Genomic DNA, 13,790 nt, shown 5'->3' with positions numbered 1-13,790 from the left:
GGCACCATCGAACCCGCCATCGGACGCCCGCTGCGCCTCGCCGACGACCCCACCACCCACCACCCCATCAACCGCCGCAACTACTGGAACCCAGGCTTCGTCCGCGACAGCAACTGTGCCCACCTGGTCGCCGAAGAATTGTCAGCGAGGTACGGGCGCGATATCCGTTTGGCCGTCGACCCCTCACCCAGGGGTGTTCCGGCCTGGATGCTGTTCGAGGCCGTCGGGTCGACTTCTCATTTCGCAACATACGCGGAGGTCGCAGAAACGTTGCGAAACATGCCCTCCGGCTCGTCGGCAGTCCTGGCGTCGCGCTGGAAGGGCAGGGGTCAAAGCGGTCATGCGTTCCTCGCCGTCAATGACGGCGGCGAAATCTACCTCGTCGACCCCCACAGTGGAGAGCGGTCGGGGTGGCCGCCACCTTGGAGCGAGAAGGGGGTCAGCCGTACCGCTGTCGGCTACCTCGACGCGCACGGTAATCCTGTAGACCCCCACGATGGTTCCATGCGCCTGCTCGGTGCAGCCGGTTTCATCGGACGTGTCCAGGGACATCCCGGCTCTAGCGTGGTAGCGGATGAGGCACTGGCGCAGCGGGTTCCGCCGGTACAGGCAGACGAGTTGGTCAATCCGTTGGGTTCGGCGGAACTGGCGGGCGCACGGGCGCATGCGAACGCCACGTGGTGGGCCGGCTTGTCCGAAACACAACGCCAGTCGTTGATCGAGACTTATCCGCTCCGGATCGGCAACGCCGAGGGCATTCCGGCGGTGGACCGTGATACTGCGAATCGTCATGTGCTGCAGCAGTATCGGGATCGCGCAGATGAAGTGCAGACAAAGCTAGACGAGTTTGTGCTGCCTAGCCAAGAAGACCGCAACTTCCTCAAGCGGATGAACAGGATCGACGCCGCGCTAGATAAGGCGGCTGCCGACGCCATTCGGGCGGGTGTGGACGGTCCGTTGCTGCTGGCGTTTGATCCCGCGGCGTTTGGCGGTGACGGACGCGCCGTGATCAGCTTCGGCGCCGATCCCTATACGGCGGAGAATGTGGAGTGGCATACCGGCAGGCAGCCGATCGACAAGCTCGGCACTGTTGTCCGCCCTGCGCTTGACCAGCTGCAGTCCACCCTCCAGGAGTCACAGTCGGCGGCCGCCGTCGTCTGGATCGGCGACAATATTGCGACGCCTGCTTTGCACAGTGACCTCGCGGCATTCCACGCTGCCCGTGAGGCATTCGCGACGAACGGCGAAGGCGCGCCGTTCACTGGCAATCGCGTGCACACGTCGCCCGCGTCACCGACCTCTCTCTGGGTTCCGCGGGATGCCGGAAGCTTGGTCGTGGCACACCGTGGGGCCTCCCACGACTTCCCCGAGCAGACCTTGGCCGCCTACGAAGAAGCCTTGCGCCAGGGCGCCCGCGGCCTCGAATGCGACGTCCGGCTCACCAAAGACGGGCACCTGGTCTGCATTCACGACAAGCGAGTGGACCGCACCTCCAACGGTAGCGGCGCCGTCGGCGACATGACCCTTGCCGAGCTGCAGGCGCTCGATTTCGGCGGCTGGCACCCCAGCCGAGAGCTCGGAGATGCCCAGGGCGACACCGGGATTCTCACACTCGAGCAGCTGGTGCAACTGGTGGCTAACCATGACCAGCCAGTGACGCTGTTCATCGAGACCAAACACCCCGACAAGGGGGGCTGGAAACTCGAACGTGAAGTCGTGGCTCTGCTGGAGCGCTATGGCATGGCCAACCCCGCATCACCGGATCAGGCGCGGGCGGCGGTGATTTCGTTCTATCCGGACGCGCTGTGGCGAGTGCGCCGCGCGGCGCCGAACCTGCCCACCGTGTTGCTCGGGTCGGCAGCCCGCTATCTGGCGACAACTGTCGGTGCGACCGGGATCGGCCCATCCATCCAGATGCTGCGCGCCAACCCCGAACTTGTCGACTCTGCAGCCGCCCGAGGGATGACCACGTACTGCTGGACCGTCAACGACCACAACGATGTGCAGTACGCCCGGGATCTCGGCGTGGGCTGGATCGCCACCGACCATCCAGGCCAAACCGACACCTGGATCGGCGGCGAACTCACCGAGCCAGCCCCGCAGCATCCACCAACAGACGAAACTGTTGACCTGACAACCGAACCCGTATCGACGGAAGAGTCGGTGCCGGCCGGTCCCGTAGCGACTCAGGCGGTGGCAGAAGCGGCGTTGGCGCAGCGGGTGCCGCCGGTGCGTCCCGACGAGCTGCGCAACCCGCTCGGGGTGACGGAGGAAGCCGTTGCGCGGGCGCAGAACAATGCCACTTGGTGGGCGGGGTTGACCGGTGATCAGCGCCAAGCCTTGATCGAGACCTATCCACAACACGTCGGCAATGCTGAAGGCATCCTGGCGATGGACCGCGATGCGGCGAATCGTCGTGTGCTGCAGCAGCTTCGGGATCGTGCAGATCAAGTACAGTCCAAGATCGACGACGGTAAACGTACGAGCACCGCGGAACGCAAGTTCCTGCAACGAGTGAACCGGCTTGAGGACGCGCTGCGTAAGGCGAGCGCTGACGCCGAGAGGGCGGGGGAGAGCGGTCCGCTACTCCTGGCCTTTGATCCCGCCGAGTTCGGCGGTGACGGACGTGCCGTGCTCAGCTTCGGCGACGATCCGCATCAGGCGGACTCGGTGTCCTGGCATGCGCCAGGGATACGGACCACGATCCACTCGCTGTTCGGCTTCTCCGCGCGCAGCGCGCTTAATCATTTGCAGTCCACCCGGTTCGAGAACCCCAACCTGAAGGCGGCGTCGATCGCCTGGATCGGCTACGACGCACCGAGTGGCTTGGGTCTGAGGCACCTGCTCCGTCAAACAGCGGCGCGCGCTGGTGGCGAGATGCTCTACAGCGACCTTAGGGCTTTCAACGCGGCCCGCGACACGTGGGCGGGCGACGGTAGTCACTTCACGGGCAATCACATATTTGGGTATTCGTATGGGTCGACCGCCACTGCCTACGCCGGTCGCGACGGGCGGCTTGCTACCCACGTCAGCACGGTCTCCCTGGTGGGGTCGCCCGGCGCCGGACCGCTGCAGCACGCCAGTGAGTTCGGCCCAGGAGTCGACGTATATGTGGCGTCCTCGTCGCGGGACGTGGTCACTGCGCAGGGCGGTCGAACACCGGGGTCGGTGTCCCGGATCCTCGAACCGGTCGGCCGATTCTTCGGGATCGGCCTTGGCGTCGACCCGGCGATGGATTCCTTTGGCGCCGTGCGGGTTACCGCCGAGTTCGCGGCCGCGAGGAACCTCCTATATACGGGTGGGACACACCACGCCTACCTCCTCCACGTGGACTCGACCGCCGATCCCACGACGCGCAGCGAGTCCCTGGCCAACCTCGGCCGAATCTCCGCCGGCCGCACCGAACTGCTCGAACTCGAACAACACCGCACCGCCGACGGACGGCACACCGTCGAGCCCGCCGCAGAACGGGCGAGTCCCCGCCGCTTCTGGAACCCAACGTGGCGTCGCGTTCCAAACTGCGCGCAACGTGTCGCGGAAGAGTTGTCGGCGATATATGGACGCGATATCCACCTCGATGTCACGCCCTCACGAAGGGGTGTGCCGGCCCGCGCATTGTTTGAAGCGGTCGGGTCAGATGCTCACTTCGCGACCTACAGCGACGTGGCAGAAACGTTGCAACACATGCCCTCAGGCTCGACTGCGGTCCTGGTGTCGCGCTGGAGCGGCGGAGGCCAAGGCGGGCATGCCTACCTCGCGCGAAACATCAACGGCGAGATCCACTTCATAGACCCCCATACGGGGACGAGTTCGGGTTGGCCACCGCATTGGGGTCAAGACGCGGTCGCCCGCACGGCCGTCGGCTACCTCAACGCCAACGGCGATCCCGTGGACCGAGTCAACGTCGACATTCCCCTCCGGCTGGACGCGGCCGACGCCGTCGGCCGCGTCCAGGGGCGTCCCGCTGATCCGGAATTCGTCCGGCGCCTGGCGGAATACCGCGCCCAAGACCCGACCACCCGCCGGGTGGATACCAGCTATGCCGAGCCATTGGGCGACGTGGTCGACAACGCCACGGATCCGGCCCGATTGCGCCAGTTCGCCGACGACCTGTCCGGCCAGTACGGGCCATTCCGCGTCCAGTTCAAGGGTTCCGAACTCGGCCGCGGCGTCTTCATCGAAGGCGACATCCTCAACGGAAACGAGAAGGTCGGCAGGGTTCAGCTGGAATTCGACCGCGACAAATCGGGCAACCTCGTCGCGTACGAAACCGGGACGGGTATCGACAACGCGCTCATGCGGGGCAAGGGGTTCTACAAGGCGCTTCACACAGAATTGGAGCGCTATTACGAACGCTCAGGCGTTGATCGCATCGAGTCGGGAACCCATTTCCAGGGCAGCTACGCAGCGGCCCGTCGCGGCTTCATGTGGGACCCAACCCCGGGCAGACTGCGAGAGTCCCTAGATCGAATCAAGAACTCGGCCCGCCGACTGCAGGACGGGGTCAGCGACGAGGCCCGGATCCTCCTCGAGCAAGTCATTGCGCGAATGGATCCCGAACACCCCCGTCTGCCAGAGCTCGTTGATCTTGCCTCCCTCAACACTCCGGACGAACCCGATCTAGGACGTCGACTACTGGAAGGCGTCCAGTTCCAGTTGAGTGTCGTCAAATACCTTCAAGCCCACCCGCCGTCGCGAGGATTCGGGGCTTGGTTGCAAAGCTGGTTCGGGTTGGGTGGAGACTCGCCATCGCAAACCCGTCATGACTGCGCCCACCGTGTCGTCGACTTGCTGAACGCGATGTACCGACGCGACTTCCATCTCGCGATCGAGCCCTCACGCCGGGGTGTGGCGGCGCGGGCATTGTTTGAGGCCGTCGGGTCCGGATCGCGGTTTGCGACGTACGACGACGTGGCCGATGAACTGCGCCAACTGGGCGACGGCTCGTCAGCCGTCCTGGCGTCGCGGTGGGCAGACACCGGCAGGCACCAGGCCGGCCATGCCTACCTCGCACGCAACATCGGCGGCGCCATCTTCCTGATCGACCCCTTCACCGGAGAACGTTCGGGCTGGCCGCCCTACTGGGGCGAGGACGCGGTCGCTCGCACGGCCGTCGGCTACCTCGATTCCAACGGCAATCCGGTGCACTCATTGCACGATGTCCCCCTCCAGCTGGCTGCCGCCAAGACCATCGGCCACGTCCAAGGACACCCCGATGATTCGGACTTCTCGCGGCGGCAAGCGGAGTATCGCGCCCAGGACCCGATCACCCGTCGGGTCGATACCCGCTACGCCGAGCCCCTCGGCCCCGTAGTCGACAGCGCTTCGTCGGCGGGAGCCGGCCGGCTCGCGGAGGACTTCTCCGGCGTGTACGGGCCATACCGTGTTGAGCTGGAGGGTCTCAAACGTGGTGAGGCACAGCATTTCCAAGATGACGGGCGCCCACGAGTCGTGCTCGAGGGCGTCATCTTCGATGGAGATCGGGATGTCGGCGACATCGCCTTGTCGTTGTACCGCGACGATGACGGCAACCTGGTCGCGCATCACGAGCTACATACCAATGACGAGAATTTCCGCGGCTGGGAGTTCACCAGGGCGGTGAATTCGGCGCTGGCGCCGTACTACGCCGGCGCTGGCGTTGAGCGCATCGTGACGACGACTCTAGGCAAGAGTGCTTACGCGGCAGCCGATCTCGGCGACACCTGGGATCCAGATCCCAAACATCTGCAAGAGTCGCTCGACCACGTCAAGGCGGCGGCTCGCCGACTGTCGCCCAGTCTCAGCGACGAGGGCAGGGTTGTGCTCGACCAAATCGTGCAGCGACTGGAACCCGAACACCCACGTCTACCAGATCCCGTTGATCTAGCGCACCTCACCACTTTCGACGAGCCCGATCTGGGTCGCAGACTGCTGGAAGGCACACGATTGGTGCATGTTGGCGACGGCACAGGCTTGCACTATCTCAAGTACCTCTGGAATGCACGTTTACAGTCCAGCGAGAACTGTGCCCACTGGGTTGCCGACGTGTTGTCGGACAGGTACGGGGTGTCAGTTCGGCTAGATGCAGCGCCGTCGAGTACGGGCATGCCTGCGCGGGCGCTGTTCGAAGCGGCAGGGTCCCGCGCTGAATTCGCGACATACACCGAAATCGCTGAGTTGTTGTTCCAGATGAGCTCCGGTCGGCCGGGACAGCCCGGTCCGGCGGCCATCGTCGTGTCGTCGTGGGCAGGTGGACAGCGTGCGGGCGGCCATGCCTATCTGGCAGTCGTTGACGGCGGGCAGATCTACCTATTGGATCCGTTCACCGGCGAGCGTTCGGGTTGGCCACCGTACTGGGGTGAGGATGCGGTATCGCGCACGGCGGTCGGTTATCTCGATGCGAACGGCCGGCCGGTGCAACCCGTTGATGGCAGCCCGCACGAACTGGCCGCCGCGGATGCCGTCGGCGATGTCCAAGGAATGGATCCATCCACCGGCGGAACGCCCGAACCCGTACGGGCGCTGGGCCTGCCGAACTATGAGGCGGGCACACTGTCTGACGCCGAGACCCGAGCCGTGTACACCGACGGCGAGTTGCAGATACGCGAGGTCAACGAGCGACTCGTCCGCGACGGCGTCAGCACTGAAGAACGTGCCCAGATCCTCTCCCGGCTGCGCGACTCACTTCGCGCCTGGACACGTGACCTCATGAGTAACCGGGTCGTCGCCGAGTTCCTCGCCGCTTACGAACGCAATGCCGCCTTCGAGGACCTCCTTGCCCACAACGAGGCCAAAGGCCTCACCGGAGACGCGGCGTACGAAGCGATCATCCACACCGCAACCCACAGCCACTATGCGCCGGGCACTCTGTCCGATGTCGAAACCACTGCGCTCTACAGCCAATTCGAGCTGCAGATGCGCAACTACAACGAGCAACTCATCCGTAACGGCGTCAGCGTTGACGAACGCGCGCGGATCCTATCCGAGTTGAGAACCTCGCTTCGCGCCTGGACACGTGACCTCATGAGCAACCGCGCCGCAGCCGCATTGCTCGCCGCCAACGAAAGAAACCCCACCCTCGAGGATCTGATTGCCCGGTACGAGGCGAGGGGATTTGTCGGAGACGCGGTGTATGAAGCCATCATCAACAGCGCCACCCACAGCCACTATGCGGCGGCCACCCTGTCGAACGCCGAGACGCGCACGGTCTACACCACATTCGAACTCCGGATGCGCGAGGTCGCCGAGCACCTCATGCGTGAAGGCCTCGGCCTCGAAGAACGGGCCAGGACCTTGTATGACCTGCGCGCCTCTCTTCGTAGCTGGACACGCGCATTGATGGAGGATCGGGAGACGGCCGAGTATCTGACCGCGAATGAACCCAATCCGTCCTTCGAAGCCCTGGTGGAAAGGCAGCGCAAGAAAGGACTCGAAGGCGACGCAATTTTCGAGGCCATCATTGCCAGCGCCACCCGCAGCCGTGCCGCTGTGAACGAGTCACTAGGTATCGACCCGGAGAATCCACCCCCGCTGCCACCGATGCGAGGTCCCGAGGACCCGCCTGAAGGAAGATCAACGGATGAGTGAGAATCAGGGGCTGACGCCGCTGCGCTACGACCAGACGGGCCTGCGAGGCAAGCGCGCTCGGGTCCTTGTCGAGGAGCCCACGGATGAGATCGATTGGCCCGCTGATCTGCCGGCCGGGATCAAGACAGTTGTGATCCTTGACGATGGACCAAACCCACATCACACGCTGCGAGTACATCCGCCCGACGATCCGGCGCGCATAGCTTTGGTCGTATATGACCAGCTGGCGCTCTGCGAGGACTAGCGACGTGGACCCGAGACGGATCGAACTCAACCGTGGGCACAGTCGGGAGATGGGCTTGCTGTTCAATCAGTTTCTCGACGCGCATCCAGATGTCGAGTCCGAGGTTGACGGTGCACAGATGACCGCGGACCAAGAGGCCGCATGGAATACCTACAGCGCTGAGCTTCTTGCACGGCATCAGGCTGAGCGAGCGGCACTAGCCGACCACATCGAAGCCGAACAGCGACGGTCGTAGGGTGATGACGAACGCACGGGAGGATTAGGCGATGGAAGCGACGCAGGCGATCTCGCTGGTGGCGGATTGGATCCGGTCTCGAGGTTTGGACTATCCCACCGATGGACTAGAGGCCGATCGCTTCGAGGCCGGCTGGAGCGTGTACGCGCCGGTGGACGTCGACGAGAGCGATCCGATGGCATTTCTGGATATGCCCGTCGGGCGGTCGGTCTTTCTGGTGGGTGACTCCGGGCGCATCGCGGAGGTGTCGTCGTCGGTTCCCCCGCTGCAGGCACAGGCTGAGTTCACCGCGGAGGAACTCAGCGCCCAGCACACCAATGGTGAATCCGATGAAGCGCAGTTCATGGCCGAGTTCGAGCGGCAGTTCAACCAGGCCGCGTCGGAAGGCCCGCAGGCCGTCGCCAGTTTCACCATCATCGACACCCCACCCGAGGACGAGTACACCCAAGCCCCGGACGATGACGCCGCAACGGCCGAGGAAGCCGCGCAACTGATCGAGCCGATCGTGCAGCAGCTGGCCCAGCTTGGCCCGACCGGGTGGGAGGAGTTCTCGGCGGAGTTCGCTTTCACCGTTACCTCCCAGATTGCCCAGCTGCAGTTCTCGTCGGAGGACCGGACGGGTCTGGTACCGGTGCCCCAGTCGATCGCGGAGCTGGTTCGCAATCAACGAGAAGTAGCGGCCCGGATGTCGGCTGGACCGTGGTGGCGGCTCTTGCTGACGTGCACCAATCGTGGTGAGACGACGGCGAACTACGACTACGGCGACGAGCCCTTCCCCGGCGACCAGCTGGTGGCCCCCGAGCATTACCGCAACGACTTGGAGACGTTTCCCCGCTCACATGTTCCGGTGTGGCTCGCCGGATACGTTGCCGGACCTGCCGCACAGGGCCGTGATCCGCGACAGGCCGCGGAGGCGGAATCGGCCGATGCCGCCGCCGGACGCAGCGCGATCGCGGCCGAAGGCATCCCTCCTCTGCGCGATCTCCGAGCGCGCTGGGCCGCGTTATCTGCTGCTTATGCCGGCGTCGAATCGGGTTGGGGACCACGCGTTTACCCCGGCTACTTTTGGTACGAGGGTGACCATCGCAGCGGGTCAACCCTCTTCGTGTTGCCGGGTGATCGCGCAGTGCTCTCCGGCGGGAAGTGGGATTCCGAACTGCTCGACGCCGCATACAACGGTGGTGAACCCCTGCCCGATCTCTACGCCGGTGCGCCTGCCTGGGTCAACGACAGTGCGCTGAACACCCGAAACCGCAACGGCCTGTTGACCTTCTGCTACTGGTGGGCGGATGGCCGGTGGCACCGGGGCCTCACAGACACGTCCGGTGAGCTTGACCCTGCGCTTCCTGCGGTCCGAACGCCCGACGCCGCCATCCGCGCGATGACTAGCCAGACTGGGCCCGGTACCGAAGATGCGTGCGCGGCGCTTCTGGCCGCGGCCGCCGAGGGGAACGCCACTTCTAGCGCTGTTGCCGCGATATTCGCCAACAAGCCCGACGGCGACGTCGCCGCCGCTGTCAATCAACTCAGCCTCGCGGGCGTGCTGGCTAGCTAGCTCCGAAGTTCTTGTCGTACAACGTATTAACACAGCGGCGAAATTGACTTTGAACTAGCCGGTAGCCGAACACTTGGCGAACAAGTCCATGTCGAATGGCCGGACCTCACCAAACGTCATAGCGTGAATTGTCGTGCTGTATGAAGGTTTGCGGCGAGTCGACGCCGCCGGTAGGGCTCTTGCGTGAGCCTGCAGATTCCCGGCTACCTGCAGTGGGTGTCGTACCTGGTGGGGTCGCAATGGCCGAAGGGCGACGAGGACGCCATGTTCCGCATCGGCGGCGAGTGGCATACGCGCGCGGACGATATGACGGCGCTGATACCGGAACTGAACCGGATGCGTTCGGCCACGATGTCGGTGCTGCAGGGCGTGACCGCGGGGGCCGCCGACGAACAGTTCGAGCTGCTGTTCGACGGCGACGCCTCCGTCGACAAGCTTGCTAAGGCGATGGCGGCGCTCGGCGACCTCTCGGAGGGCACTGGGAAGAACATCGAATTCACCAAGTTGCAGATCCTTACCTCGCTGGCGATAGCGGCGTTCGAGATCTCGTGGGCGCTTGCTCAGACGTCGGTGACGTTCGGTGCGTCAGCGGCACAGATCCCCGTCATTGAAATGACCACGTCTGCCGTGATTCGCCAGGCCGTTTCGATGTCGCTTCGACACATCATGTCCGATCTGGGTAGCGCAATGACGAAGACGATGGTCCACAGGATCGTCAAGAAAGCCGGCGTCGAGATGGCCGAAGCCGTCGGTCAGAACCTGTTTATCCAGGGCATCCAGCAGGCGAACGGGCACCAAAAGGGCTTGGACTGGCAGCAAGTGGGAGTAGTAGCCGTATCGAACGGCGTCGGCGGCGCGGCTCAAGGCACCGTGACAATATTTGGCCAGCGCGCGCTGGGCGACTCGATGCTGAAAGGTGCAGTCGTCGGGTACGGCGCCGGCATGGCCAAGAAGGTGGCAGGCGCGCTGGCCACCGGTCAACCCATCGACATCGTTTCGGTTCTCGGTTCCGCCCCCACGGCCGCGACCGGGGCAGTTCGCGGTAGAGCAGCGGCGCGGAACACCGCCACACAGACATCGGGGGCGGAAGGCGTTCCGGCGGCTTCTTGATAGACATCGAAGGGGCACGGCGAGTGGACAACGACGGGGCGCGACATGAACTCACCGAGGCACTCGCGCTTGTCCAAGAACACATGGCCGATCTCGCCATCGTGACGAAGAAGCGCGCCGCCCTATCGGCAACGGCTACCGCCGCGGACGGAACGGTCGTGGTCACCGTGAATGCGGAGGGGATCGTGTCTGAGACTGCTGTCGAGGAAGCCTATTTTGAGGGGCACGACGTCGTCGAGCTAGGACGGTTCATAACTTCAGCGGCCCAGGCGGCCGCCGGGGATCTCCAGAGGCAAACGGCGGAATTATTCGCTCCGCTGGCCGAGCGCCGGGCGCGGTTCCCGTCGCTCGCCGACGTTGTCGATGGTGCGCCTGACATCAGGAATCTGGTACCGCACGTCCATGACCAGACACAGCATTTCGCCGGCAATGGCGACCACGACGGAGATGACACAGGCTTTTACCCGAACGTGAGGAGTTAGCGATGGCCGATCCGCTGCGCGTCACACCGGTCGATTTGCGCGCGACTTCGAGATACCTTGCCGACGTAAGCGCCCGTATGAAAGAGGTGCTGTCGTCGTTGCAGGACGGGCTCGGCGCTGAAGGGGAGGCGTGGGGGCACGACAAGATCGGCAACCAGTTCGCAAATGGCGGGCAGGGCTACCGATCGCAGTCGAATTGGGTCGATGGTTCGATTTGTGCCAAGACCGACTTGCTCGACTACTACGCGGAGGGCCTGCGGATCACTGCGGACAGTCTTGAACGGCAAGACTCGGCCTGGGGGTAGGTATCCCGCCCCGCGGATCTGACAGCGCTCCGCGGGGCGATACCTGTCGCCCGACGATTATTGGTCCATCAGTTATTCGGAAACGGCCGAGCTGGGGTCTTGTGCCTGTGGCGATCGTCGAGGACTGCTCTGTACTGCCGAGTCGGGTTGCCAAGACGTGCCGCGCTGCCCCGGAATTCGCCGGTGAGGCGGCGCTGGCTGCTGGGTCTCTTCGGCTGGCGGCGGCGAGTCCCCGAGCACCGGGACGACGGCGTCGGTGTCTCCGACGATGTCAGACCCGTTCTTGCGAGTCCTGAGCGCCTTGTTGCCCTTGTGTTCCTTTCCATCTGCTCCCCGCCCGCCGGCCGCGGGCCCGCCACCCATACCCGGTGCACCCATTCCGCCCATAGCACCCATGCCGGAAGTCGACGCCGCCGGCACTGCGGGACGCGCACCGGAGGCGGATTCGGTGGAGAGCCGGGCCGCCGGCTGATGGGCGGGTAGACCGCCTGTTCCACCCGCGCCTGCGCTGCCACCTCCAGCTGCGCCGCCGCCCAAGCCTTTTGGACCGCCGGCCTTATCTCCGAGTCCGAGCGCACCCTCACGGAGCGACGGAATTGGCTTTTGGCCCGCGCCCGCCGCCTGTTGTGCCGCCTTCTGCGCCGCCTGGGAGGCCGCATCCAGTCCGGACTTCATACCCTGAGTTGCCGCATCGAGGCCAGACTTGAGCCCCTGAGCCGTGGTCTGTGACGGATTTGTTGTTGGCCAGTTTTGGGGGTTGCTAATCGGCGTTTGGTCACCCGTGCCGAGCTGGTAGTCGGAAATGGCCGGTGTCTTACCTGTGTCAAGCGAGGTGGTGGGTGGCGTGTCGAATTTCGGTGTGTTGAAAGGAGGGGTGCCCGGGTTCGTGGGGCCGGGACCGGTGGGGCCCGGACCGGTGGGGCCTGGACCAGTCGGGCCGGGACCGGTAGGACCTGGGCCAGTCGGCCCGTACTGCATGTTCGGCGGGGCGGGAAGGTTGGGAAAATTGTCCGTCACTGCTTGAACGGTCGGGTTGTACGTGTCCCGAAAGAGGAGTACGGCAGTCCGGTAGGCATCGATTGAACGCTGAATGCGATTCATCTCGTCAACTGCGTCTTGCGCAGACACGTAACCGTCACTGTTATTCCGCAGCCGACCGTCGCCGTCGAGATGATACTTGTTGTTAAACTCATTCACCCGCTGGTCGAGTTTCTCTTTATCGAAATCGCCGGAGTCGATCAAGTCGTCGTTTGCGTCGTTGGGAAACCCATATTTGACGTGCTCAAAGGCAGCCTTCAGGACCGACAGCCGGTCTCCGATTTCGTCCGATGACGGCGTGAAATCGTAGATGGATGTCTTGGTGACCTGTTGAGTCGCCGCTTCGGCTGCATCTGCGCTCGCACCCGACCATTTCCCGGAGATTACGTTACGAACTGCCTCCTTGAAGTCCTCGGATTCCGTCTTGAGGGTGTTCCCGTGGTCCTCCCAAGCCGTTCGTAGGATGCCGAGTTGGCCAGGTTTCAGCGTGTCGCTTTCGCGGCGTAGTTCGCGGAAGGTCCTACTCTCCCAGTTCAGGGCATCGGGACCAGTGAGCGTGTCGTTGACTTCTTGGTTTGTCGTGTGGTCGGAAAGCAAGCCGGGCACCTCATCGAGCAGAATGCTGTTCGGCACGTATTTGTCGGATTCTTGCTGGTCCGCAATATTGGCCGATAGGTCCCGCAACTCGCGACTTTCCAAGTTGTCAGGATCCGCCAGCAGGACCTGACGCTCGGGATAGTTGGAATTGGTCACCCAAGCTTCGTCGAAAACACTACCCGAATTGTCGCCACGACCCGGGCTCAACTTTGCGCCAATATTGTTACCGAAGCTGCCCATGATCTACTACTTCCTGTCCTGCCCGCGGTTGATCTAGTCGCCCTCCGCGGCCCGAAATGCGGCGGCGGCGTCTTGAGCAGTCTTTACAAAATCCTGCGTCTGGGACAGTTGTTCCTTCAAATAATCCGTCAACAACTTACCCCGCTCGTTGAATGCTTTCTCCAGCAGCACCGCTAGAGGATTGTCCGGTGTGCCGAAATACTCTGTTGTCTCATCGAGAGTATCGGCGATCAGTGTTTCCAGGCTGTCCTCGTAAGGTGTGAAGGCCTGGTCGACTGCCTCACTCACTCCCGGTTCAAGCTTGAGTTCGCCTTTTCCAGCAGCGGCGTCCAGGGCGCCCCATGGATTATTGTTGGTCATAATTCTCCTCGTCTTAGTGAAACATTGATTGGCAGGGTCATCTCTTTCTCGATACGAA

General features: G+C 63.7%; 9 protein-coding genes and 2 pseudogenes. 9 read left to right on the top strand and 2 right to left on the bottom strand.

Annotated elements, in window-relative coordinates; translation table 11 throughout:
- Window positions 1–207 precede the first annotated feature (207 nt).
- From VFH65_RS15305 to VFH65_RS15265, 9 genes and pseudogenes are all read left to right on the top strand, one after another.
- Window positions 208–387, top strand: a pseudogene (locus VFH65_RS15305) (toxin glutamine deamidase domain-containing protein); the annotation flags it as partial.
- Between the two features lie 885 nt (window positions 388–1,272).
- Window positions 1,273–2,088, top strand: a pseudogene (locus tag VFH65_RS15300) (glycerophosphodiester phosphodiesterase); the annotation flags it as partial.
- 303 nt (window positions 2,089–2,391) lie between these two features.
- On the top strand, window positions 2,392–7,566 hold the full coding sequence (locus VFH65_RS15295; protein WP_353322553.1) for a toxin glutamine deamidase domain-containing protein: 5,175 nt from the start codon (window positions 2,392–2,394) through the stop codon (window positions 7,564–7,566).
- On the top strand, window positions 7,559–7,810 hold the full coding sequence (locus VFH65_RS15290) for a DUF7161 family protein (RefSeq protein WP_353322551.1): 252 nt from the start codon (window positions 7,559–7,561) through the stop codon (window positions 7,808–7,810). The genes VFH65_RS15295 and VFH65_RS15290 overlap by 8 nt, the downstream gene beginning before the upstream one ends.
- Before the next feature lie 49 nt (window positions 7,811–7,859).
- Window positions 7,860–8,045 (top strand): hypothetical protein, encoded by a 186-nt coding sequence (locus VFH65_RS15285; RefSeq protein WP_353322550.1) that lies wholly within the window; start codon window positions 7,860–7,862, stop codon window positions 8,043–8,045.
- A 31-nt stretch (window positions 8,046–8,076) separates the two neighbouring features.
- A complete protein-coding gene (locus tag VFH65_RS15280; protein ID WP_353322549.1) occupies window positions 8,077–9,600 on the top strand; it encodes a hypothetical protein in 1,524 nt (507 codons plus the stop codon).
- 183 nt (window positions 9,601–9,783) lie between these two features.
- Window positions 9,784–10,710: a hypothetical protein gene (locus VFH65_RS15275; RefSeq protein ID WP_353322548.1), complete on the top strand. Its 927-nt coding sequence runs from the start codon at window positions 9,784–9,786 to the stop codon at window positions 10,708–10,710.
- A 23-nt stretch (window positions 10,711–10,733) separates the two neighbouring features.
- Window positions 10,734–11,192 (top strand): YbaB/EbfC family nucleoid-associated protein, encoded by a 459-nt coding sequence (locus tag VFH65_RS15270; protein WP_353322547.1) that lies wholly within the window; start codon window positions 10,734–10,736, stop codon window positions 11,190–11,192.
- Window positions 11,193–11,194: 2 nt separating this feature from the next.
- Window positions 11,195–11,497 carry a hypothetical protein gene (locus tag VFH65_RS15265; RefSeq protein WP_353322546.1) on the top strand — a complete coding sequence of 101 codons (303 nt, stop codon included), beginning with the start codon at window positions 11,195–11,197 and terminating at the stop codon, window positions 11,495–11,497.
- A gap of 72 nt (window positions 11,498–11,569) precedes the next feature.
- Here VFH65_RS15265 and VFH65_RS15260 read toward each other — a convergent pair whose 3' ends face one another.
- Both VFH65_RS15260 and VFH65_RS15255 read right to left on the bottom strand, forming a co-directional pair.
- Window positions 11,570–13,372 carry a hypothetical protein gene (locus tag VFH65_RS15260; protein ID WP_353322545.1) on the bottom strand — a complete coding sequence of 601 codons (1,803 nt, stop codon included), beginning with the start codon at window positions 13,370–13,372 and terminating at the stop codon, window positions 11,570–11,572.
- A 33-nt stretch (window positions 13,373–13,405) separates the two neighbouring features.
- The coding region (locus VFH65_RS15255; protein WP_353322544.1) for a hypothetical protein at window positions 13,406–13,790 on the bottom strand (385 nt) is incomplete at its 5' end.

Origin of the sequence: Mycobacterium sp. (assembly GCF_035697385.1) — a bacterium.
Lineage (GTDB): Bacteria > Actinomycetota > Actinomycetes > Mycobacteriales > Mycobacteriaceae > Mycobacterium.
The sequence above is the reverse complement of the archived record's forward strand: the minus strand, read 5'-3'. Positions and strand labels throughout refer to the sequence as shown.

Excerpts from the sequence above, each read along its gene's own strand:
- VFH65_RS15295 (WP_353322553.1), top strand. The coding sequence starts at position 2,392 with ATGGACCGCGATGCGGCGAATCGTCGTGTGCTGCAGCAGCTTCGGGAT.
- VFH65_RS15290 (WP_353322551.1), top strand. The coding sequence starts at position 7,559 with ATGAGTGAGAATCAGGGGCTGACGCCGCTGCGCTACGACCAGACGGGC.
- VFH65_RS15285 (WP_353322550.1), top strand. The coding sequence starts at position 7,860 with ATGGGCTTGCTGTTCAATCAGTTTCTCGACGCGCATCCAGATGTCGAG.
- VFH65_RS15280 (WP_353322549.1), top strand. The coding sequence starts at position 8,077 with ATGGAAGCGACGCAGGCGATCTCGCTGGTGGCGGATTGGATCCGGTCT.
- VFH65_RS15265 (WP_353322546.1), top strand. The coding sequence starts at position 11,195 with ATGGCCGATCCGCTGCGCGTCACACCGGTCGATTTGCGCGCGACTTCG.
- VFH65_RS15260 (WP_353322545.1), bottom strand. The coding sequence starts at position 13,372 with ATGGGCAGCTTCGGTAACAATATTGGCGCAAAGTTGAGCCCGGGTCGT.